The sequence below is a fragment of the Neobacillus sp. CF12 genome, assembly GCF_030348765.1.
Classification (GTDB): Bacteria; Bacillota; Bacilli; order Bacillales; family Cytobacillaceae; genus Neobacillus.
Map to the genome: position 1 here is coordinate 1,170,089 of NZ_JAUCEU010000007.1, position 23,175 is coordinate 1,193,263.

23 protein-coding genes and 1 riboswitch are annotated in these 23,175 nt (G+C 40.5%); of the genes, 2 read left to right on the plus strand and 21 right to left on the minus strand.

The window, feature by feature from the left end; genetic code table 11:
• Positions 1-13 precede the first annotated feature (13 nt).
• The 19 genes from QUG14_RS05915 to QUG14_RS06005 all read right to left on the minus strand — a co-directional run bounded on the left by QUG14_RS05915 (position 14) and on the right by QUG14_RS06005 (position 19,752).
• Positions 14-1,819: an assimilatory sulfite reductase (NADPH) flavoprotein subunit gene (locus QUG14_RS05915; RefSeq protein WP_289339597.1), complete on the minus strand. Its 1,806-nt coding sequence runs from the start codon at positions 1,817-1,819 to the stop codon at positions 14-16.
• 506 nt (positions 1,820-2,325) lie between these two features.
• On the minus strand, positions 2,326-2,457 hold the full coding sequence (locus QUG14_RS05920) for a hypothetical protein (protein WP_289339598.1): 132 nt from the start codon (positions 2,455-2,457) through the stop codon (positions 2,326-2,328).
• 48 nt (positions 2,458-2,505) lie between these two features.
• Positions 2,506-3,231, minus strand: a complete 726-nt coding sequence (locus tag QUG14_RS05925) for a sirohydrochlorin chelatase (RefSeq protein WP_289339599.1) — start codon at positions 3,229-3,231, stop codon at positions 2,506-2,508.
• Positions 3,232-3,252: 21 nt separating this feature from the next.
• The gene (cobA, locus tag QUG14_RS05930; protein WP_289339600.1) at positions 3,253-4,029 is read right to left on the minus strand and encodes a uroporphyrinogen-III C-methyltransferase; all 777 of its coding nucleotides are present in this window, start codon (positions 4,027-4,029) and stop codon (positions 3,253-3,255) included.
• A 31-nt stretch (positions 4,030-4,060) separates the two neighbouring features.
• Positions 4,061-4,660 carry an adenylyl-sulfate kinase gene (gene cysC / locus QUG14_RS05935; RefSeq protein WP_289339601.1) on the minus strand — a complete coding sequence of 200 codons (600 nt, stop codon included), beginning with the start codon at positions 4,658-4,660 and terminating at the stop codon, positions 4,061-4,063.
• Between the two features lie 12 nt (positions 4,661-4,672).
• Positions 4,673-5,842, minus strand: a complete 1,170-nt coding sequence (gene sat / locus QUG14_RS05940) for a sulfate adenylyltransferase (protein WP_289339602.1) — start codon at positions 5,840-5,842, stop codon at positions 4,673-4,675.
• A 101-nt stretch (positions 5,843-5,943) separates the two neighbouring features.
• Positions 5,944-7,002, minus strand: coding sequence for a sulfate permease (locus QUG14_RS05945; protein WP_289339603.1), 1,059 nt, complete (start codon positions 7,000-7,002; stop codon positions 5,944-5,946).
• 15 nt (positions 7,003-7,017) lie between these two features.
• Complete coding sequence (locus tag QUG14_RS05950; RefSeq protein ID WP_289339604.1) at positions 7,018-7,734, minus strand: phosphoadenylyl-sulfate reductase; 717 nt, start codon at positions 7,732-7,734, stop codon at positions 7,018-7,020.
• Between the two features lie 70 nt (positions 7,735-7,804).
• Positions 7,805-7,906: riboswitch (SAM riboswitch) on the minus strand.
• 160 nt (positions 7,907-8,066) lie between these two features.
• Positions 8,067-9,104 (minus strand): anthranilate phosphoribosyltransferase, encoded by a 1,038-nt coding sequence (locus QUG14_RS05955; RefSeq protein WP_289339605.1) that lies wholly within the window; start codon positions 9,102-9,104, stop codon positions 8,067-8,069.
• Positions 9,088-9,861, minus strand: coding sequence for a uroporphyrinogen-III C-methyltransferase (cobA, locus tag QUG14_RS05960; protein WP_289339606.1), 774 nt, complete (start codon positions 9,859-9,861; stop codon positions 9,088-9,090). The genes QUG14_RS05955 and cobA (QUG14_RS05960) overlap by 17 nt, the downstream gene beginning before the upstream one ends.
• A 15-nt stretch (positions 9,862-9,876) precedes the next feature.
• Positions 9,877-10,722 carry a formate/nitrite transporter family protein gene (locus QUG14_RS05965; protein WP_289339607.1) on the minus strand — a complete coding sequence of 282 codons (846 nt, stop codon included), beginning with the start codon at positions 10,720-10,722 and terminating at the stop codon, positions 9,877-9,879.
• Positions 10,723-10,823: 101 nt separating this feature from the next.
• Complete coding sequence (gene nirD, locus QUG14_RS05970) at positions 10,824-11,222, minus strand: nitrite reductase small subunit NirD (RefSeq protein ID WP_289339608.1); 399 nt, start codon at positions 11,220-11,222, stop codon at positions 10,824-10,826.
• Complete coding sequence (gene nirB / locus QUG14_RS05975) at positions 11,219-13,612, minus strand: nitrite reductase large subunit NirB (RefSeq protein ID WP_289339609.1); 2,394 nt, start codon at positions 13,610-13,612, stop codon at positions 11,219-11,221. The genes nirD and nirB overlap by 4 nt, the downstream gene beginning before the upstream one ends.
• 220 nt (positions 13,613-13,832) lie before the next feature.
• Positions 13,833-14,033, minus strand: a complete 201-nt coding sequence (locus QUG14_RS05980; protein WP_289339610.1) for a CLC_0170 family protein — start codon at positions 14,031-14,033, stop codon at positions 13,833-13,835.
• Between the two features lie 12 nt (positions 14,034-14,045).
• Entirely contained in the window at positions 14,046-15,263 is a 1,218-nt protein-coding gene (locus tag QUG14_RS05985) for a Ger(x)C family spore germination protein (protein WP_289339611.1), read from the minus strand.
• Positions 15,244-16,356 (minus strand): GerAB/ArcD/ProY family transporter, encoded by a 1,113-nt coding sequence (locus tag QUG14_RS05990; protein WP_289339612.1) that lies wholly within the window; start codon positions 16,354-16,356, stop codon positions 15,244-15,246. The genes QUG14_RS05985 and QUG14_RS05990 overlap by 20 nt, the downstream gene beginning before the upstream one ends.
• A complete protein-coding gene (locus QUG14_RS05995; RefSeq protein WP_483310703.1) occupies positions 16,304-17,974 on the minus strand; it encodes a spore germination protein in 1,671 nt (556 codons plus the stop codon). Before QUG14_RS05995 ends, QUG14_RS05990 begins: the two co-directional genes overlap by 53 nt.
• Before the next feature lie 105 nt (positions 17,975-18,079).
• Complete coding sequence (locus QUG14_RS06000) at positions 18,080-18,238, minus strand: hypothetical protein (protein ID WP_289339613.1); 159 nt, start codon at positions 18,236-18,238, stop codon at positions 18,080-18,082.
• A gap of 155 nt (positions 18,239-18,393) precedes the next feature.
• Positions 18,394-19,752, minus strand: a complete 1,359-nt coding sequence (locus QUG14_RS06005; protein WP_289339614.1) for a spore germination protein — start codon at positions 19,750-19,752, stop codon at positions 18,394-18,396.
• Positions 19,753-19,972: 220 nt separating this feature from the next.
• Between QUG14_RS06005 and QUG14_RS06010 the strand changes: the two genes are divergently transcribed.
• Both QUG14_RS06010 and QUG14_RS06015 read left to right on the plus strand, forming a co-directional pair.
• On the plus strand, positions 19,973-20,398 hold the full coding sequence (locus QUG14_RS06010) for a DUF6220 domain-containing protein (RefSeq protein WP_289339615.1): 426 nt from the start codon (positions 19,973-19,975) through the stop codon (positions 20,396-20,398).
• A complete protein-coding gene (locus QUG14_RS06015) occupies positions 20,395-20,598 on the plus strand; it encodes a DUF5957 family protein (RefSeq protein WP_289339616.1) in 204 nt (67 codons plus the stop codon). The genes QUG14_RS06010 and QUG14_RS06015 overlap by 4 nt, the downstream gene beginning before the upstream one ends.
• Positions 20,599-20,653: 55 nt before the next feature.
• On the opposite strand, the gene QUG14_RS06020 is transcribed toward QUG14_RS06015, so the two are convergent.
• Positions 20,654-21,511 (minus strand): gamma-glutamylcyclotransferase family protein, encoded by an 858-nt coding sequence (locus QUG14_RS06020; RefSeq protein WP_289339617.1) that lies wholly within the window; start codon positions 21,509-21,511, stop codon positions 20,654-20,656.
• Positions 21,512-21,713: 202 nt separating this feature from the next.
• Positions 21,714-23,084, minus strand: coding sequence for an MATE family efflux transporter (locus tag QUG14_RS06025; RefSeq protein WP_289339618.1), 1,371 nt, complete (start codon positions 23,082-23,084; stop codon positions 21,714-21,716).
• Positions 23,085-23,175: the final 91 nt, after the last annotated feature.

The window sequence follows — 23,175 nt, forward strand, 5'->3', positions numbered from 1 at the left end:
TTCCACTACTGTATCAATACACATCTCGCTGGTACCGTTTTTGCTGCTGCATGTCTGCTAAGTAGGCTTCTGCTTCCTCACGGCTCATGCTGCTTTCTTTTTCAATAATGTTGATAAGTGTTTGATGAACGTCATGTGCCATATGTTTTTCGTCACCACAAATGTAAAGGTGAGCACCTTCTTGAAGCCATTCAAACAATTCCTTGCTTTGTTCTAGCATGCGATGCTGTACATAGACTTTTTCAGCTGTGTCACGAGAAAAAGCAACATCCATTTTGGTTAAAACGCCATCTTTCAGCCATTTTTGCCATTCTGTTTGGTAAAGGAAGTCTGTCACAAAATGCTGGTCACCAAAGAACATCCATGATTTTCCTTCTCCTCCTTGTTCCTCACGCTCTTGCATAAAGGAGCGGAAAGGTGCAACTCCTGTCCCTGGGCCAACCATAATAATTGGAGTTTCAGGATTCGCTGGAAGCTTAAAGTTTTCATTGTTCTGAATGTAGATCGGTACATTGTCACCCGGCTGTAAGCGATCTGCGGTAAAAATAGAGCAGACACCTTTACGGTCACGACCATGTGCCTGGTAACGGACAGCACCTATCGTTAAATGAACTTCATCTGGATTCGCAGTTAAGCTGCTTGCTATCGAATATAAACGTGCAGGCATTTTTCTAAGTATTGAAACAAACTCTTGAGAAGAGCTATTTACCGGGCCAAATTCACGTACCACATCGAGTAAATCGTGTCCTTCAAGATAGGATTTTACTTTTTCACTGTCATTTAGAAGTTCCTGTAATTCGCTGTTTGCAGTAAGTTTTGCTACTTTTTCAAGAAGCGGTTTTGTTAATGTCGTAATTTCATAGTACGTGGTGAAGGCATCTTTAAGAGAACGAACTTCACCTTGCTTATTGATCGTCACGCTTTCTTCTGAATTGAATTTCAATTCTTCAAGAAGTAACTCCACCAGTTCTGGATCATTTTCTGGATAGATTCCGAGACTATCACCTGGTTGGAAACTTAGTCCAGATCCTTCGAGTGACAACTCGAGATGTCTTGTTTCTTTATTAGATCCTCGTCCGTTTAAATTGAGATTTTCAAGCACTTCTGCTCGAAACGGATTTGTTCTAGAGTAGGTTGATTCCACCGTTTGTGTGGATGCTGCCTGAGATAGTGCTTGAGTAGCTCCCTTTGCTTCACCTAGGCTGCTGATAACTCCTTCAAGCCATTCTGCTGCTGGTTCATCGTAATCTAAGTCACAATCAAATCGTGGATAGAGTCGAGTTCCGCCAAGTTCTTCCAAACGAGCATCAAATTGTTTTCCTGTTTGGCAGAAAAATTCATAAGAACTGTCTCCCAGAGATAGGACTGAAAAGTTTAAGTCCTCAAGCTTCGGTGCTCGCTTCCCATGTAAAAACTCATGGAATGTTATTGCATTATCCGGTGGATCACCTTCACCGTGTGTACTTACGATAATAAGTATATTTTTTACCTTCTTAATATTGTTCGGCTTAAAATCGCTCATAGCGGAAACACTTACTTGAAAACCTTTCGCTTCAAGCGTTGTACTAGCCTTTTTTGCTAGGCCACGCGCATTACCTGTTTGTGAACCGTATAGAATGGTTACTTCTTTTGAAGCTGCACCTTCTGTACTTCCTTGTTGGCCTGGTACACCTAGGACAGAAGCAATTGGTGCCGAAGCTGCACCTGCTAGATACCCACTCAACCAAACTTTTTGAGATTCGGTAAAAGTAGGTAAAAGACGATTTAGGAGTTCCGCTTGCTCCTGATTAAACGGACTGTTCATTACCTGAAGTTGCAACGTTATCCACCTCACTATGGAATATAAACTTATCATACAGTATTTTTTAGAGGCTGCTAGAAATAAATTGGTCTATTTGTTGACCTAGTTCTCTATTTAAAAAGTTAAAGTTACCAAAATTCTTCTGGAAATTGGGTTTCGGCGCTATAAGGGCTTTATAGTTTACCCAAATCCTCTTTGGAATTCGTTTTCGGGCACTATAGAAAGTCTGCATTGACCCAAATTCCTTTCCGTTTCGGATTTCGGTCACTCCAGCACCTCCGCATTGACCCAAATCAACTTTCGTATCAGGTTTCGGTCACTCCAGCACCTCTGCATTGACCCAAATCAACTTTCGTATCAGGTTTCGGTCATTCCAGCACCTCTGCATTGACCCAAATCAACTTTCGTATCGAGTTTCGGTCATTCCAGCGTATCTGCATTGACCCAAATTCCTATCCGTTTCGGATTTCGGTCACTCCAGCACCTCCGCATTGACCCAAATCAACTTTCATATCAGGTTTCGGTCACTCCAGCACCTCTGCATTGACCCAAATCAACTTTCGTATCGAGTTTCGGTCATTCCAGCGCATCTGCATTGACCCAAATTCCTTTTCATGACAGGTTTCGGTCACTCCAACACCTCTACATTGACCCAAACCGCTTCTCCATCCAGCTTTCGGTCACTCTTAACCAAATTTTAGACTCTACTCACCAATGGCGCGTTCGATTACGATATCTTCAATCACAGTGTGGTTGCTTAAAGCTGGGGTGCAAAGAATACTCTGACCCTCTTTTTGACGTAATCGAACGATTTTGTATAATTCTGCAAGAAGAAGACCGGTAAACAGCATATAAGGAACCACAATTACTCGGCCTTCTGCTCCCTCCGATATCGTCTCCAAGCCCTCATTTAATCTCGGCTCGGTTGCAGCGAAATAGCAAACAGATACCCTTTCAGGTCCAAGCCGCTCCTCAATGCCATCCGCAATCTTTCCAAAGTTCACATGAACATCGGGGTCACTGCTGCCCACACCAACAATTAATAACCTGTCTGCACGATCAACTTCACCTGCAGAATCCCTTATTAATTCAGCGACACCATCCAAAATGACTTCCTGCACTCCGAAAGGATTCTTTATTTCTACCGGAATAGTAGGATATTTAGCAATTAATGGTGATAAAGCTTCTGGGATATCCCGCTTTATATGTCCGGCAGCTAAAAGAAACAGTGGAACCACATCGATTTGGGTTGCCCCTTGCTGCACACACTTTTCAAAGCCTTCTTCAATCAGCGGCTCTGTGAGCTCTAGGAAACTCAGCTCCTGAATCGATACATCAATTCTCGCCCTCACCCTCTCGATAAAGGCTCTAATCTCGACCGCCCCTTTTTTTGAGCGAGTACCGTGGCCGATATAAAGAATTGCTTTCATACTATGTGCTCCCTTCTACTATTACCGGCTGGCTATTGGAATCTTTGGTACAATTTCTTCTTGAAACCAATTCAATTTTTTGTGCAAATTGACTACCTCCCCAATCACAATCATGCTTGGATTGGTAATCTGCTCTCTTTCTACCACTTCTTCAATATTCTCAAGCGTTCCCACCACTGTTCTCTGGTCGCTTAATGTACCCCAATGAATTAAAGCGATAGGAGTCTGTGGAGACTTCCCATTAAGGATTAAATATTTGGTTATCGTCGAAAGATGGGACACTCCCATGTACACACAAATAGTATCTACTCCCTTTGCCAAATGTGCCCACTGGTGTTCTGCACAAGCATCACCAGCCTGATGTCCAGTAATAAAGGCGAAGCTTTTACTTAGGGATCGATGAGTAACAGGAATACCCGCGTAAGCCGAAGCCGCGATTCCAGCAGTAATTCCTGGAACAATTTCAAATGGCACGTTATGCCTAGCGCATTCCTCTGCTTCCTCACCTCCGCGTCCGAAAACAAAAGGGTCTCCCCCTTTTAAACGGACTACTGTGTATCCCTTTTTGGCGTATTTCACTAGGAAGTGATTAATGGTTTCCTGCTTCATTGTATGATAATGTGGGAGCTTACCGCAATAGACAAGTTGTGCTCCCTCTTTCGCATTCTCCAAAAGTTCAGGATTTACCAGCCGATCATAGAGGATGACATCAGCTTGCTGCAGGCAGCGCAATCCTTTTACTGTAATTAAATCTGGATCCCCGGGACCCGCACCTACTAAATAAACCTTGCCAACCATTGATCAACCATCCTTTCTTTTTCGGCTCCAGTTAGAGAATGTTTTTATCTTGAAGATAACTAAAAATATGATTCACTGCTTCTTCTACTGTTAAAAGGTCAGAACGGACCGTGATTTCTGGAAGTTCCGGTGCCTCATAAGGAGAATCAATCCCCGTAAAATCCTTTATTTCCCCCCGGCGAGCCTTTGCATAAAGCTGCTTTGGGTCACGTTTTTCACATTCTTCAATCGGACAATCAACAAATACTTCAAGGAACTCGCCTTCTTCAAAAAGTGCTCGAACTTGGTCGCGATCGGAGCGAAATGGCGAGATAAATGCTGTCGTTACAACTGCACCGCTATCTACAAACAATTTTGCAACTTCACCAATTCTTCTAATATTCTCTGTCCGGTCATGGTCAGAAAAACCTAGATCCTTGTTTAATCCATGGCGGATATTATCCCCATCTAGAACATATTCATTGATCCCCTGACGGTACAAGGCGCTTGATACGGCATTTGCAATCGTCGATTTACCAGAACCAGAAAGTCCTGTAAACCATAGAACACAACTTCCATGACCATTTTGAGCATGACGGTCGGATTTGGTAACAGTACTAGCATGCCAAGTAATATTCGTAGCTTTAGTCATTATTTTTCCTCCTTAAACCGTCGTTTCTTCTTTCATTCCCTCAATCAGCACTTCAACAACCTCTTTACGGCTGAATGTGGATGGAGGAAGCTGTCCTGCACGAAGCAATTCCCTTACTTTTGTTCCAGAAAGAATCACTCGGTCTTCGTTGCTGTGCGGGCAAGTTTTATCAGAAGCCATTCCTTCACACTTATTGCAATAGAAGCTATGTTCAAAGAATAATGGTTTAATGCCAAGTTCACCTTCAGGGAATTCACTAAAAATGAATTGAGCATCGTAAGTACCATAATAATTACCTACACCTGCATGGTCACGGCCGACAATGAAATGTGTGCAGCCAAAGTTCTTACGGGCAATCGCGTGGAAAACCGCTTCTCTTGGTCCTGCATAACGCATAGCAGCAGGATAAACACCAAGTTGTACACGTTCTGCTGGGTAGTAATTTTCAAGCAGGACACGATAACTCTTTAGGCGAACATCAGCCGGGATGTCGTCAGATTTCGTTTCCCCAACAAGCGGGTTAACGAACAATCCATCAACCGTTTCAAGTGCTGCTTTTTGAATGTATTCATGGGCGCGGTGAATCGGATTTCTCGTTTGGAAACCTACAACTGTTTTCCAGCCTTTTTCTTCAAACAATGCACGTGTTTCTTTCGGCTCGAACCAGACATCACCAAAGATTCCTTTTTCCGGCTTTTTAACTAACACTATATCCCCGGCCACATAGACAGGTCCTCTTTCATACAGACGCTTAACTCCTGGATGCGCAGTTTCTAGCGTTTTATAAACTTCAACCGCTTCTTTATCCAGATTTGGTTCATACCATTCTGAAACTTTAATAACCCCATATACCTCTTTATTAAAAACAAGCTTGATTTCTTCCCCTACTTCAAGTGTCGCTGCAGTTTCATAGGAAACAGGAAGTGTAACGGGAATAGACCAAATCGTATTATCCGCAAGACGCATATTCTCTACTACGTTTTCATAATCTACTTTTCGAAGGAAACCGGTTAGTGGACTAAATAACCCAACACCAATTAACTCTAAATCGCTTAAGGCAATGGCGTCGATTTCAAGTTCTTTTACGATGGATGTTACATCATAGTTTGGATCAAATGCTTGGATTAGTTTACCTCCATGAGGTGTTGGTAAAAATGACAACAGAATCAAACCTTTCTTCATTTAATTTGCGTTTTTTAATTAAAAATCCTCTTAATTGAGATTTATATCAGCGATAATGAATTTATCGTTGAAATCGTAATGTTTTTTGGTAAGCTATCAAACTACTTTTCTGCTACTTCTGTGACTGGTTGATTGGACCTTTTCATCAATGACGACACCCCAAATACGGAGATTAAAACACCTGCCATTGCAACAATTGGGTAAAAGTTATGCTCAATCAGCAATTGGATGAGTGTGTAGGAAAGCACCATGGATAATACAGGTGAAACAATCCACACAGTAAGTAACTGAACCACTATACCCTTTTTTAAGACAGACTTCCCATGCTTGGCAAAGCCGATGCCGATAATCGAAGATGTCGTGATTTGAGTCAGCGGTACTGGAATCCCAAAAACAGAAGCTACGGTGACAATGGCTGCTCCCGTTCCTGAAATGACACATCCCTCTTCCAAACGGAGAGTGGTAATTTTCTTACCATTTGTTTCAAGAACACGATGGCCTAACAGGACCGCACCTGCTGCAACAAAAAGACCGCCCCAGAAAATGCCGCTGCTAGTCGACATAATGTCAGCCCCGACAAGTGGTCCAACTGCATTTGCCACATTGTTCATCCCCGCTGAAAAAGCTTCAAATAATCCCATACATACAACAAGAACGGAAAGAATCGGAATGGCTTTTGGCGCTTCCATCCAGCGTTTCAGAGTCTTAATCTTTAATAAATTCGCAGCCAAAATGGCAATCAAGAATGCCGCAAAAGGTGTTAGGAGCCAAAAGACCATAATCCATGCTAGATTACTAACAAATACGGATTGATAAACGATTCCCGCCCCTACCACTGACCCTACTGCTACTTCACTAGTAGAAAGTGGAATCCCGAATATATTCGCTAAGAATAATGAAAGTGCAGCTGAAGCTAAAACGATAAGCGCGACGGGTACGGTAAATGTGCTGTTTGGAACAATTCCACTCCCAATGGTTTTTACCACTTCTCCGCCGCCTAGCCAAGCCCCAAAGAATACAGTAATACCGCATAGTAACAGTGCCAGCTTTTTCTTAACCACTCCTGCTCCGTAAGATATCCCCATTGAAGCAGCTGCACCACTAGCACCAATATTAATTGCAAAAAATAACCCTATCGTAACTGCTATAATTGTGAGCAAACTAAAAGCCCCCTTTTAGGATGTGTGCAACCCACACTCCGTCTTGCCGCTTCCCACCCAGCGTCCTGCACGAGAATCACCATCTGCACTCACAGGCTGTGTACAAGGAAAACAGCCGATACTAGGGTAATTTTGATCATGCAAAGCATTGTAAGGGAGGTCTTTTTCCTTGATATAGGCCCAAACTTCATCCCATGTCCAATGAATCAGCGGACAGATTTTTATGTTCTGAAACTTATCATCTTTATTAAGAAATTGAGTGTTTGCTCTAGTTGGCGATTGTTCCCGGCGAAGCCCTGAGATCCACGCTTGTTTTGCCGTTAGCGTTTCCCTTAATGGAATTACTTTTCGGATATTACAGCATTGATTCGGCTCCCGCTTCCAAAGAGCTGAACCATATTGCTCACGCTGCTCGTCAAGGGTTAGCTTTGGTAGTTTTCGCTCAATTTTTAATGAAGGAAAACGATTTTCAATTTTGTTAATAACCTCATATGTTTCTGGGAAGTGCAGGCCTGTATCCAAGAAAACGATATGCGCATCCGGCTTTACCTGCTGGATGAGGTCGATTAAAACGATTGCTTCTGCACCAAAGCTGGATGCATAGACAATTTGTTCTTCTGGATATGAGCTGTACGCCCACTTCAACACCGATATTGCTCCCTTCGTTTTATCCTCGATAGGAAACGTATCGGATATTTGATTCCAGTTTTCATACGTAACCAGTGTAGTCATTCCTATAATCCTCCTTTGTCCATCAAAAAAGCCTTCCCCAAAAAAGGAAGGCATCTCACGTTTGTTTAACGCCTTATCTCCCAAAATGAGGTCCATTTTGCTGGAATTAGCACCTTGCAAAGCAGGTTGCCGGGCTTCATCGGACCAGTCCCTCAGCCTCTCTTGATAAGTATTTGGTATTTGTTGAAATTAATCCTACCATACCAATAGGTTTTATGTAAATAAGAAAAACAAAAAATTTAGAAAAATAAATTTTCCCATATTGCCCGCCCCCCAAAAAATAAAAAAGCGCCCTAGACACAAGTACCGTCCAGAACGCAATATTTAGGCAATTACATTTTTTGTTGACTTGCTTTCCATTTTTCTAATTGACGCAGTCCTTTTTGTGCTTTGAGCTGCTCTTTTGCAATTTCAATCCCTTCTCCAACACTTGGAACAGCCCCAAAAAGATGATACCGTATTCCCGTGTTAAACAGCACCTGATTATAATAGGTTTGGAGAAATTTAGATTGTTCTCCACTTAGAAGCGCCATCGTAATATCTGATTGAACCCTAGCTGATAGTTTGATATCTTTTTCCATTTCGGGTGCCGTCAGTCCATATTCCCCTGGATTAACAATGAAAGATTCCATCTCATTGTCTGTTATTTTAAAAATAAAGCTATTGCGATGAACAGGTAAATCTTCAGATCCTTCCATCCCTTGCACCACATACACATTTTTATAGGAAAGTCTTTTGAAAATAGGAGCGATTTTATTAATTGCTGTTCGGTGATACGCACCCATCATGATTGAATCTGCATTCGCTAGATTTAATAATTTCTCAACTGTATTTAGAAGAGTTCTAACTCCAAGCTCTTCACGAATTTTCCGCAACCTTCCTAAGCTAGTACAAAATTCTTCGGTTGAGGCAAAAGCAATTCCTGCTTCTGTTATTGTTTTTGCTAAACGCGGAGCATTTTGAGATATTTCTACTCCTAAAAGGGATAGAATCTCATTCATCGCAATACCATATTTTGGCGGCAATGCATCACTGCCATGTAAAAATACCGGTAATCCATATTCAGCCATTAAAATTGCAGTCGGAATGCTTCCCGCAAAAGTGTTTCTTCCATTATAAGGACTGGCTAAATCAATTATTGGCTGCTGGATCGAATCTATCTTTTCACTGTTATCCCCAAAGGCATGGACGAACGCTAACAGTTCTTCAGGCGACTCCGTTTTCAAACGCAGTGCAATTAAATAAGCAGCGATTTGAGCATCTGTTGCGTCCCCATTTATGATTGTTTGGGCAACTTCTGTGGTTTGTTGATAATCTAAATCTTTTGACCCTCTTTTTCCTCTTGCGACTTCTTTAAGCCATTGTTGCATAACTTTCCGCCTTCTCTCCTTCTACTAATAAATTTATTTTATCACGGAAAGTGACAACTTCTCCAACAACGATCATAGCAGGATTTTGAATTTCTTCTTCTTTTACTATGCCAACAATAGAACTCAACGTACCTGTTACCGTACGCTGCGCACTTGTTGTCCCTTGTTGTATGATAGCAACAGGGGTCTCTGCCTTTTTTCCATGCTTCATTAATTCCTCGCAAATATATGGTAGGTTTGTCATTCCCATGTAGATGGCCAGTGTATCAACAGCAGTTGCTAGACTCTTCCAATTTATGTCGGTAGGTTTTCCCTTTGGCTTGTGACCCGTTACAATCGCAAAAGAGCTGCCTAGTTCACGATGGGTTATCGGAATCCCAGCATAAGCAGGTGCTGCTACCCCTGCTGTGATCCCGGGAACTACTTCAACTGGCAGCCCCTGTTTTACCAAAGCTTCTACTTCCTCCGCCCCACGCCCAAATACAAACGGGTCTCCACCTTTTAATCGAACAACATTTTTCCCCTGTTTCGTGTATTTGACTAAAAGATGATTAATAGTTTCTTGCTGGAGTGTATGGTAATTTGGTTTTTTACCACAATAAATGAAGTGGCAATCTTGTTTTGCTTCCTTTAAAATTTCTGGATTAACCAGCCGGTCATAAAGAATCACGTCTGCTTTCTGAATACATCTTAACGCTTTAACTGTTAGTAAATCCGGGTCACCAGGACCTGCTCCAACGATATATGCCTTCTTCATACTCACCCCTCCAATTTATCGCTGTGTACTCGCTATCGCTTTCTTTGTTTGTGGCAGTTCTAGAATCATTTTGGAATCTGCATTTTTATGAGTGTAATAGAGTGCAATTCCTGTAAAAAGAACACCGCTGACTAAATTTCCAATTAATACAGGGATTTGATTCCATACCCACCAATCTGCAATTGTGACATCCGCACCAAGAATCATGCCAGCTGGAATGACAAACATGTTCACCACTGCGTGCTCAAAGCCCTGCGCAAAAAAGATTAAGATTGGAAGCCACATGGCGGCAATTTTCCCCATAACAGACTTTGTCGTCATGGCCATTACAGCCCCAAGCGTCACCATCCAATTACAAAGCATCGCTTTTACAAATACAACCAGTAAACCTTCTGCACCAAGATTTTTATACCCAAGCGTTTTGGCTTCCGCCACTGCTAGAATTTTTGTTGCAACAGCGTGGTTGGTGACTTGACCGAACTGTGTGAGTGCTATGATATAGAGGATTGCGTAAAAAACAGCTCCTAACACATGACCGACGATGACCCAAAACCAGTTTTTCATCATGTTGGCTGCTGTTGCTTTTTTAGCCATTACTGCAACGGGTATCAGAGCGAAACTACCTGTAACTAATTCTAAACCGAGGAGAATGATAATGACAAACGCTGCTGGAAAAAGTAACGCTCCTACAATCCCTAGTCCGGTTTGGACCTCAGCCGTAAAAGCTAATGTCGTTCCAAAACCGAGCAACGCACCGCCTAAACCTCCACGAATGAGCAAATCCTTCACTGGTAATTTTGCCTTCACTTCACCCGCTTTTATCATACTGTCCACAACTTGATTTGGACTTACAATCGTCACCCTATTCACTTCCCTAAAAGATTTAAGGTATCATTAATATGAACTTCGTATAGTGAGCCAAACCCTACTCTCTCTCTTCCGGTTCGGTCACTATGAACCTCCTAAACTCCTTTTGCCAATGGTGTAGAACAATTTCCTTCCCCACCCACTTTTTCATGGATTAAGATATAAACTCGATCTTCTTTGACTTCAACCGGATACGTCTGGACACATCCTACATCCGGTGCCTGTACTTTGCCGTCTGTAATGCTGATTTTCCAATCGTGCATTGGACAAAATACATAGTCGCCGCTTAGTATTCCTTCAGCAAGGACTCCACCTTTATGGGGGCAGCGGTTCTCAATCGCTCGGATATCACCATTTTCCGTCTTAAAAACAGCAATTTCCTTATTGCCGATGGTTACTGTTTTTCCTAACTTTTGCGGTAGATCTGCAACTTCCCCGATGAACACACTGCGCATTGTCTTTTCCATAAGCTCCAACTCCTCCTCAATTATCATATTTTTACAGTTTGATATAAATCTCTTAAGAGATTTTTATTGTGAATCGCTTCATTCCATGGATCTTGAACCACAGATAAGGCTTCATTGATTCGATTATTGAATTCCTTGACCATTAACTCATCGGATAAGACTTCTCTAATATGCTCTAACCCCAAACGGTCAACCCAAGCGGAGGTTCTCTCTAGATATTTTGCACTTTCACGATAATATTGGAGGAATGCACCAATCATCTCTACCAGGTCATCTCCATCTTTAAACTTAAATAACAAATCTGCTTCGCGTAAATGTGTTCCTCCATTTCCGCCCACATACATTTCCCATGCACCTTCAACTCCGACAATCCCTACATCCTTTATGCCGCTTTCTGCACAGTTACGTGGACAGGCAGAAACAGCCATTTTCACTTTATGTGGAGTGTTTAAACCTTCAAATTTCTTTTCAAGTCGAATTCCCATCCCTATTGAATCCTGAGTGCCAAATCGACAGTAACTTTCACCCACACAGGTTTTTACCGTTCGAAGCCCTTTAGAGTAAGCTGATCCAGAAGGCATATCCAATTCCGCCCATATCTTTGGCAAATCTTCCTTATATACTCCTAGCAAATCAATTCGTTGACCGCCAGTAACCTTAATCATACCTACCTTATATTTATCCGCGACATCGGCAATTTTTCGTAAGTCCTCGGATGTTGTAACGCCGCCATACATTCTTGGAACTACGGAGTAAGTCCCATCCTTTTGGATATTCGCATGCATCCTTTCATTTACATACCTTGCTTCTTTCTCATCCTGGTATTTTAAGGGATCAATCATTCCTAAGTAATAATTTAATGCAGGTTTACATTTCGAACAGCCATCTGTTTTCCACTCCAGGACGTTCATTACCTCGCGGATATGGGTAAGCCCTTTTTCACGAATTTCTGCCAAGACCTCATCTCTCGATAATGTCGTACAGCCGCAGATTGCTTCCTTTTGATCCGCCTGATATTGATCACCAAGCGTGCAGGCAAGTAGATCAGAAACGAGTGATTTACAGCCCCCGCATGAACGGGATGCGTTCGTACAGCCTTTTACCTGGTCGACAGTGGTTAAGCCATTTGCCTTAATTGCCTCTACAATACTTCCTTTTGTGACACCGTTACAACCGCAAATGAGTTCATCATCTGACATATCAGCAACGGTATTCACCTCAGAAATAACACTTTGTGATGACTCTAAATATTCTTCAATCCGTGATTCATTTTTAATAAAATTAAATAACTTATTTCCATCCTTCGTATCACCGAACAGTACAGCTCCGGCAATTTTTCCGTTTTCAATTAAGACCTTTTTATAAACACCATTCCAATCGTCGTAGGTTTTATAAACTTTTGTACTCTCATCCTCATTGATTTTCCCTGCTGAGAAAACATCGACACCAGAAACCTTTAATTGAGTAGAAAGGACAGACCCTTGGTAGCCTTCATCTCTAATCCCACAAAGTCTTTTTGCTAACACTTGTCCTTGTTGATATAACGGTGCCACTAATCCATATGCAATCCCGCGATGCTCGGCACATTCTCCAACAGCAAATACATTGGGGATTTCTGTTTCTAAATAATCATTAACGATGATCCCGCGGTTAACTGGAATTCCTGCTTCTTGAGCCAAAGCGACGTTCGGCTTTATCCCAACAGCCATTACCACTAAATCAGCTTTAATTTTGCTGCCATCAGAAAACTTTAATCCTGTTACATGTTTTCTGCCTGTAATTTCTGCGGTATTTTTTTGTAAAATAAAGTTCATGCCCTGTTTCTCTAACTCTACTTGCAGTAACTTTCCTGCCGTTCGATCTAATTGACGCTCCATTAAGTAATCATAAATATGAATGACATCTACTTCCATTCCGAGGTTCAGGAGCCCTCTTGCTGCTTCCAGTCCAAGTAGGCCTCCACCAATGACCGCCGCTTTCTTATATCTTTTTGAATATTCAATCATTTCTTCGCAGTCTTTTATGTTCCGAAACGCCTTAACCCCTTCCTTATCTGCTCCAGGTAACGGAAGCATAAATGGGTTAGATCCTGTCGCAATAATTAATTGATCATAGGACTCTATTCGTCCTTTATCTGTGCTCACACTTTGTGTTTTTGTGTTAATAGATGTAACACTTTCTCCGGGATAAAACCGGATCTTATTATCTTCGTACCATTCCCACTCATTCAAAGTAATGTCACTTACCGAAGTACCACCTTGAAGCACCTTAGATAACTGAATTCGATTGTAATTCGGATAGGGCTCTGTGCCAAAAATCGTAATTTCAAAGTTTTCTGGGTTGATTTTCAACACTTCTTCTACGGCTCTTACCCCTGCCATTCCATTTCCTATGAGAACTAACTTTTGTTTTATCATGGGACAACACCTTCCTTGTTTGTATTGAATTATCTGAATTATTTATAACATTATGGCAACTTTATTAACATGAGTTTGGAAGGTTATCTAACATATTATTTCAACGCTTTAACCCGATAAAGTACCCTAGAAGCCCTTATTTCATAATGGTGGTAACGGATACATCTAGATAAAAATTAACAAGAAAAAATGGACCTCAAAATTGAAGTCCAAAACCAAATTACCACATGAAATGTGAGTATATGAAATCCGCAGCAATTAAACCGAAGCCAAGTGATATATTTCCCCACCCTAAAAATTTTGATACTTTCTGTTCTTTTTTCAGAGAAGCATTTCGATATGCCTTTACATCAGTAAGAAGGATTAATCCTCCTGTCACCCAGCAGATTACAATCACATAATTCAAATAACCAATATACATCCAAGGTACTCCTTATTTAGATTTCATTCCAACTCGGTGAATATGGGAATCAACCTTTACATCAAATGTAATACCCTGATAAATTTCATCCCATTTATCTTTTGTTTGTACGTTCTTATTCCAATATTGCGGTAATCTAGCACGAAAATGTTCACCAAAGCCAAAAATATCCGCACTTGATTTTTGTGTTTTTGCGAGTAATTTTTCAATCGATTTTTTAGTGTTTTTTGATGCTTCCTTTTCAATTTTTTTCAGAATAGCTGAATCAGAGAGCAGTATTTTTGCACTTTCCTTTTCATCGATCTCACTCTCATACTGAATTTTTATCGAGACATGTGGTTTGCCATTTTTAAGCGAGACTTTCGTCCTGGTTTTTCGGCTAACAGCCCTTACTAAAACTGATTCATCCTTGCCAGGCACTTCGGCAAAGGCACCATACCCACCTCTGCCAATTCCTCTAATAGCCATAAAGACGCCAATTTCCAGGGGTGATGTTTTTCCGACCATTTTATCACCTTGAAAGTATGCCAGACCGTTTAATTGAATGGTCTTTTTTCCTTTTAGCGCTAAATAAGGGAGATAAGGGTCCTGACCTTTACTGGAGTAAATCGTCCAAAAGAGCCCAATGAAGCTCGGCGGAAATTTGCCTATTGCCGTTAAATTATCTACCATGTCTGCTAAATAAAGGGATGGAACACGTTCCAACTCAGGAGTTAAATCCATATATTTATCTGCTGATTCTTTTGACACGACAAGAGCAGCCGTTCTCCGAATCTCGGGATTTCGTCTAAGAAAATCATTAAACCGGGCTGTTCCATCTCTGGCTATTTCTTCACTTAGGACAATTATTCGTAAATGTCCTAGAAACAATTCATCCGCAACCTCCTGTTGTAAATTTAACATGGCATCCTCTAAGGTGTGACCCACGACTTTCACAACCAAAACTGGCTTTACGGTTCCCCCAGGCTGCTGTGGCCCTAGAGGTATTCTACCAGGAACAGCAATTTGTACCGTTACCTTTATCATATTTTCATCTGGAATCGGAAATTTTTTTCCTAAATGAGAAACATCATCTTCCTTCTTTCGCTCTTCCTCGCTCGCTTTATCAATTCCAATAGCCAATACCGTTGCTCTTTGTTCAATCTCTTTACTATCCCAACATCCTGATAGGATAGGAATGAGAATAAAAAACACGATTATTATTTTTATATCACGATGATTTTGCCACATTTTTTTTCCTCCTCCAACTCCTGAGGAAATCAATCATTAGAAGGGTTGCTGGATACATGACCGTAATCATCAAGCCTGCTCTTCCGATATATTGGATGATCTCATACATATGTAAAACGTTTTGCGGCAACATTGCCAAAAAAAACACAAACGGCAGAATAAAATAGCTGAGCATTTTATGGTCCTTTAGTCTGAATAGCTCTTTAATAGAATGAATGGTAAAGTAGTAACTTGAAAATAAAGTAGTAAATACAGCCAAAACCCAAACTGCTAAAAAGATAATATCTAATCTTTGCAGTATGTTACCAGGTACAGCAGTTGTCCTAGCCAGTTCTAAAGTTGGCCAAAAGATTTGTTTAATTTCTTCTGGTCCAAATATAGCCACTGTTGCGATAACAATTAATAGGTATAAACCACCTGAAATCAAAATACCCCAAAAACTAGCTTGCAATGCTTTCTTTGGCGATTTCATGGAGGGGATAATCATTGTGATAATAAATGACCCCTGAAATAACGCTGAAATCGTAAGTATGCCAGCAGCCATATCTTGAAGATCATTCCCTAAAAATATTGGACGCAAATATAAGAGATTGGCATTCTTTAATGAGAATGCAACCACAATCAATACAGGCGCCAATATCATGGGGACATAAAAATTGTGGATATAAGAAAAAACATTGATATTATTCCTACAGCTAATAGACGCCAGTAAAAGCATAACAACAACAGTAACCTCAAGAGGTGTTTCTCTTAAAACAGCCGTTACGACTACAGCACCAAATTCCCGTGCTGCCAGGCTGGTTAAAATTAAAAAGAAGAAGATCACAAATAAGCTAAAAATCTTTCCCAGCCATTTACCGATAATATCTTGGCTGTACGTAATAATTGTTTTTTGAGGGTGTCGCATCCCTAGGTAGGTAAGAATAAATAAACCAATTGCAGCCAAAAAAATGCCGATTAAGGTTACAAATGGTGCACTTGTTTCACCCGCCCTAACTGCAAATAACGGTAAAGGAAGCACGCCTACCCCAATAATGGTACTAATTAATACGGTTGTTGCTTGAAGTGTTGTGATCTCCTTTGGATCCCCCATTTGATGTATCCTCCCGCTGATCATTTCCAACTTTATTGTGTTCTAAAATTTTATTATCATTTTGACTCAATCGATTTTGATTGGCTGGTTGAAGAAATCCAGGTCTTTTTGGCATCCACCATAAAGGACTACGGATAACAACATCCTTCATTCCCTGGTAGTTTTCCGGAGATACTGGTGCCATGTACGGTACACCAAAGGATTTTAATGATAGCATGTGATTAAAGATAAAGATGACCCCGACCATAACGCCGTATAGTCCAAAAATCCCAGATAATATCATAATTGGAAATCGCAGCATTCGTAGTGCGAAAGCAGCTGTATAGGTAGGTGTTGCAAAAGAGCCAATCGTGGTTAAGGCAATAACGACAACGGTGATTGGGCTAGATAAACCCGCTTCAACAGCAGCCTGTCCAATAACCAGCACACCAACAATTGATAAAGCGCCACCTACTTGTTTTGGAAGCCGAACGGTGGCTTCTCGTAATATCTCCATCGCAACTTCAATAATCAAGACTTCGATAACAGCGGGATAAGGAACCCCTGAACGTCCACCAGCAACAGCTACTGCAAATTCAGTCGGCAACAGCTCTGGATTAAAGGAAATCAAAGAAACATAAAGGGACGGAAAGATAAGTGAAAAGACTAGTGCCAACACACGTGCAATCCTTACGAAACTCCCCATTAGGAATCTTGAAGAATAGTCCTCTGTTGTTTGGTAGAATTGGTTAAACACAACTGGAACCATCAAAGAAAATGGAGAACCATCGACAAGAATTGCTACCCTGCCCTCAACTAAATTGGCTACTGTTTTATCCGGTCTTTCTGTCGTTTGGGTCTGTGGAAAGGGTGAAAACGGATTGTCTTCAATAAATTGTTCTAGATATCCCACATCAAGGATGGCGTCGATATCAATCTCTGATAACCTTTTTTCTACCTCTTTTATTACCGTCTCATTCGCTATCCCTTTCAGATAACAAATTGCCACGGTTGATTTGGTTAAGCGTCCGATTTTCATTGTTTTCACCTGGAAGTCTGGAGTCGGCAGACGATATCTAAGCAAGGAAATATTCGTAGAGATATTTTCGATAAAACCCTCCCGTGGTCCTAAAATAACCTGCTCGGTTTCCGGTTGGGCAATCGATCTCTTTTCTACCTTGCGTGTTCCTATATGAATAGCTTCCTTGATTCCATTAATGAAAATGACGGTTTCCCCGCGTAACATCAACTCAATTAATTGGTCAATACTATCCCCTACCTTAGCCTGACTATGGTAAAGAGTTTCAGTTATGATGAGGTTGATTAATTCGCTCAGAGGTTTTTCCCTTCCCATTAAATGCTCAGGTTCATACATTAGTGGCCTTAAAATATCCTGATTGATTACATCCTGGTTCACTAAACTTGAAAGGTATACGCTAGCAGCGGGGAATTTCCCAAAAATTTTAAAATGTTTTATTTGTAAATCATCATTATTGCCAAGGATTTCTTTAACTTTCTTCTCTGTCTCCACTAATGAGCTAGAAGTTGGTGGTGTGTCTCCCTTTTTCTCTACCAGCTTACTCGGGGTTAACAATTGAGGTTTTCTAAAGTTTCGTTTCTTCGATCGAAATAAGGACACACAACCACCTCCTACTTAATAATTTTTACCAATTCACCAATATTATTCCTCCTCTGCCTTCCCAAAACAGAAATTAAAAAACAGAAATCCCCTAGGACTTCTGCATTATTTCAATCTTACAAAAAATGCAAGAATGAGTATAACTAATCCGACTAGTGAGATGCCAAAAGCGCCCATTTTATTTCTATCTTTTAATAGAAAATAGGCATGAAGAAAACTATAGACACCTCCAAAGAGGACAACTGCCCAAAATATCATCCTCATTAATCCTTCACCTTCCATTTCTGATTCCTTTAGCTGCTTTCCGAATCCGATAATATCGACTTGAACATCGATGGCTATGTTGACAAATGGGTAATTTTTATTTGTCCAATCCCAGTCTTCGTATTCTTTTGTGGTACTGAATAAGGGACGGACTGCTAACGACCAACCATCCCAAATATCCCAAAAACGCTGGCAGCAAGAAGAAACCCAAATCTAGCAATTCTAATGGCATAATTTAGATTAACATCACTTATCGAGAAGGAAGACAAACCTGTGAGAGCAACGACGATTACTACAATGGGACTGACGACATTGGCTTCAACTGCAGCCTGCCCAAGTATCAATGCTCCCACAATACCAATCGTTGGTCCGATTGGGGTGGGTACGCGTATCCCTGCTTCTCGAATTAATTCAAAGGCAAGTTCCATCATCAAGAGTTCAAGAATAGCCGGAAATGGCACCATCTCTTTTGCACCTGCAATGGCTAATAATAAATTTGGCGGCAGCATTTCAATGTGATAATTGGTAATCGCGATATAGATGGATGGTGTGAACAATGTAATAAACATGGCTGTCATGCGGAGGAAACGTGTAAAGTTTCCATACATAAACCGTAAATAATGATCATCCGCAGAATGATAAAAAGCCCAAAAAGTCGCTGGCGCAACAACAGCAAATGGAGAATTGTTCATGACCACGATGACATGACCATCCTCGATAAAAGAAGCCGCTCTATCCGGTCTTTCGGTCAGTAATATGGTTGGAAAAAGACTAGCCTTCTTGTCTTCAATATGTTGGATGAGAAGGCTGAGATTTTGAACCGCATCCCTCTGAACAGCCCCAATCCTCGCTTTTACTTCATTTAGAACCCTATCCCCAGCTAACTTTTTGTTATAAATAATAAACACTTCATTATTTGAACGCTCACCAATTACCATTTTCTCAACTGTAAAATCCTCTGATCGAATTTTTTTATGAATGAGAGAAATATTTATATCTGCTCTTTCTACGAAAGCTTCCTTCGGACCAAATAATGTCGTTTCGTTTTGTGGTTTTTCTACACTTCTTCCGGCCGCCGTACTCGTGTTGATCACATGGCAGCGAGGCTCATGGTCAATAATTAGTAAAGTATTTCCTGTGTTTAATTCTTTTATCGCTTTGCTTAAACTTTTCTCTTCATTGATGGCACTGGCACTTATTATAAGGGGCACTTCTTTGGCAGTTCTATCTCTGTTTGTGAGCAATGGTTTTATGATATGTTCATCGACCATTTTCACATCGGTCAATGATGGAATATAAAAAATAACCCCTTCTTTTCCCATCATGGGAATGTTAATCTTGCGCACTTGAAAATCAATGTTTTGTGGAAAAGGATAGAGCTTCTTAATAAGTTCCTCATCTCTTGATAAATCCACAGAAAAAGAAGTTTCTTGATTCGACGTTTCATTATCAATAATTTCCTTACTAGTTTCCATTTTGAATCGGTTATTCTTTTTAAAAAAATGACTTTTCATATAGGTTCTCCTCCTAGGAGGGCTACTTGAACGATTTGGTATTTAGTTATGGTTTAGCAAATTAGATTAAATATCCTTTTTTTGAGGATATTCCCTTCACTCATTCTTAAAATAAGGCTAAAGACTTAGGGAGAGTTACAACCCGGGTTCGTTATGTTGAGTTTGTTTTAGAGATAGACTGTAAATATAGTAAACACATGATTTTAAGGGAGAGAATAATTTGAAAAGTAATGAAGTTTCAACTAGATTCAAAGTTAGCGGTGTAAGCTTTGCATTGCTGTCGATTTTATTTTTAATTTGTATACTTGTTCAAGTATTTTTTGCAGGGTTAGCCATTTTTGTAAATCCTGCAAATTGGACAAAACATACAGGATTTATCCATTTATTCGAATTTATCCCTGTTCTAATGTTCATTATTGCGTTTGTTGGTAAATTACCGCGCTGGGTAATCGGACATAGTGCAGCATTATTTGGTGTTATTTTCGTTATGTATTTTACTGCAAACATAACTCCTGTCCTCCCTTGGGCCGCAGCCCTCCATCCAGTAATGGCTTTCGTTTTGTTCTGGATGTCAGTCAAGTCTGTCCCAAAGGTATGGGAAATGACATTTAAGAGAAAGCAACGTGAAGGGGTTGCTGCAGAATGAGAGTACTTTTACTATTTTTTACTGGTTTTGTTTTAGGATTGCTTCTTACTGAAGTAATAAATATATTTGGCTTTTTGTTGTATGATCAGACCATTGGAATAAAGTTTTTTCCAATAATAATGGGAATTGTCTTAGCAGGAATTGATCTGCTTCTTCGCAGGAAATCAAAACTTCCAAATTATAAGAGCAGCCTCCATTAAGGAAGCTGCTCTCATTGTGTTATTTTTTACAAGGGTTAGTTCTATTTATGTTTTTTTATTTTAGTTTACATAATATATTTATGTGTTCCTTTAAACCTTCTAGATAAGTTTCACTTAAAAAATGGGTGCCACCACGCAAAATTTCTTCAGCATAATGTTCAGGTGGTGCTGTTTCTGCTCCCTTTTGAACCACGACAAAGGTTAATACATCTTTATATAGTGTTCCATTAATCGAAAGATCTACGAAAGCAGGACGGTACAGACGTGAACCTACCCCTTCTCGCCTATAAAGATAAGACACACAATCTGCAGGAATCTCATACACCTTCCCTTCCACCATCCCCCCTTCTTCCACAATATCAGCACGACCACCATCGTGCATATGAACAGAAAAACGTAATGTGTAGCCTTGCAAGATACCGGTGCCTGTCACCTTTTGAAAATAATGATCAACCTTCGCGAGTTTAAAGCGCGCATCATCCATGCAGCTTCCATACGCAAAATATAGGATTGAGTCTTTATTGCGGAGGCGATACTCCTTCCAATCACCACTTTTGATGGGAGTATTTAACATATGCTGGTTCTTTTCTGCTATGGTGTAAATATAAGCTTGTGTTTCACCTTTATCATGTATGATAAGTTGTTTCACACGATCATATAAATTATCACTACCATCCATACTATATCCTTCCAACTCGTCCAATCTACTAAGCTGTTTATCCGATACTAAATATAGCTCTCCATACACCACATTCGCTCTTGACTCCTGTAATGCTGGATACCCCAAACCAGTATCATACAACTTACCATTCGTCCAAGCCTGCTTAGCAACAAGCTTCCCACCTTCCAACAAATAATGATTGCGTTCATGCCTCCGAAGCGTCCCATAAACAAAAACAAAATGCCTCTCCACTCAAACCCCTTCTTTCTATTAATGATATAAACATAATCTCAAATTATCGATGACAACACTGTCATCAAATCGGTGCTAATTCGGTGCCTGTCACCAGCCGTGGACACTGTCCACCTCAGGCGGACAGTTTATAGTTCAGAAAAGTCCTCATCACCGGAAGGGTAATGAGGACTTTTCTGTCGGTTACTGTTGGGTTGTTTTTTTATAATGCGTTTAATTTCTGTGTGTCTATGAATTTATATTTTTGAATGTAGAGGAGTCTCCAGGATAAGGCGATTCCTGCAGCTAACAAGCCTACGGTTAGTCCTAGCCAATAGCCTGTTGCTCCTAAATCGGTAAAGTTCGCAAGCCCATATCCAACCGGGAGGCAGATAAGCCAATAAGCAATTAAGGTCATGATAAAGGCAAGATTGACATCTTTGTAGCCTCGTAATGCTGCTTGTGCAGTGGCTTGAATGGCATCACAAATCTGGAAGAACAACGCGAAAATCAAGAAGTGAGCTGTTAAGTTTATGACTTCTGTTTCATTCGAATAGAATCCTGCAACTTGGTACCGGAATAGAACTACGAAAACCCCTGTAATGATGGCAATTAAGATAGCCAAATAGATACCCAGCCAACTGTAGCTTTTTGCGTCTTTGTACCTTCCTGAACCTACCTCATATCCCACTAATACCGTTTGTGCCATTGAAATGCTAATCGGTATCATATATAGGAAAGAAACAATATTCAAGGCTGATTGATAGGCCGCAATCGTCGTAACATTAAATTTACTTAAAAGGATCGTTACTACTGCAAACATACTTGTTTCAAAGAATGTTGATAGTCCCATGGGAACACCAATCTTTAATATTTCTTTACACTCCTCAAATGAGAAGTGTCTTAGATTCTCGAAAACTGAAAAACTTGAAAAAGGGTCCTGTGTTTTAACTATGAACACCGTCATTGCGGTTATCACCCAATAGGTGATAGAAGTGGCATAGCCTGCTCCTGCGCCGCCAAGTTCGGGAAATCCCCAATATCCAAAGATTAACACATAATTCAAGAAGAAATTGATAGGTAAGGACAGAAGCAGGATATACATCACTACCCTTGTTTTTCCTAATGCATAAATAAAAGACCTTAGCACATTAAAAATAAATAAAGGAAGAATTCCGTAAGATAGCCCAGCCAAATAGTCAAAAGCCGTCTCATGAACGGCACTAGGAAGATTCATTTTATCCAGAATTGGATCAAGAAAGAAAACTCCAAGTACAATCACCACTAGTGCGATCATCAAGGAAAGATAAAGTCCATGTCGTACAACAGAAGCTACCTCCCTGCCCCGTTTTTCCCCAAATCGCTGAGCAGCTATCGGAGATACTGCCAGTAGAATCCCACTAATACCAGTAAAGATCGGGCTCCAGATCGAGGAACCAATTGCCACAGCAGCAAGATCAGAAGAACTGTACTTTCCAGACATGATGGTATTAAAAAATACCATCGAAAACATTCCAAGTTGTGTAATTAAGATAGGAATTAACATGACAAAAATTTGTTTTGTCTTTTCCTTTAATGTAAAAGTCTGATTCATATATTTACTCCTAAAAAACTGAAATGGAAAAGCCAAATATTCATTATACTCGATTTTTGCTACCAAGAGAATATTTGTTGCTCTAATCTAG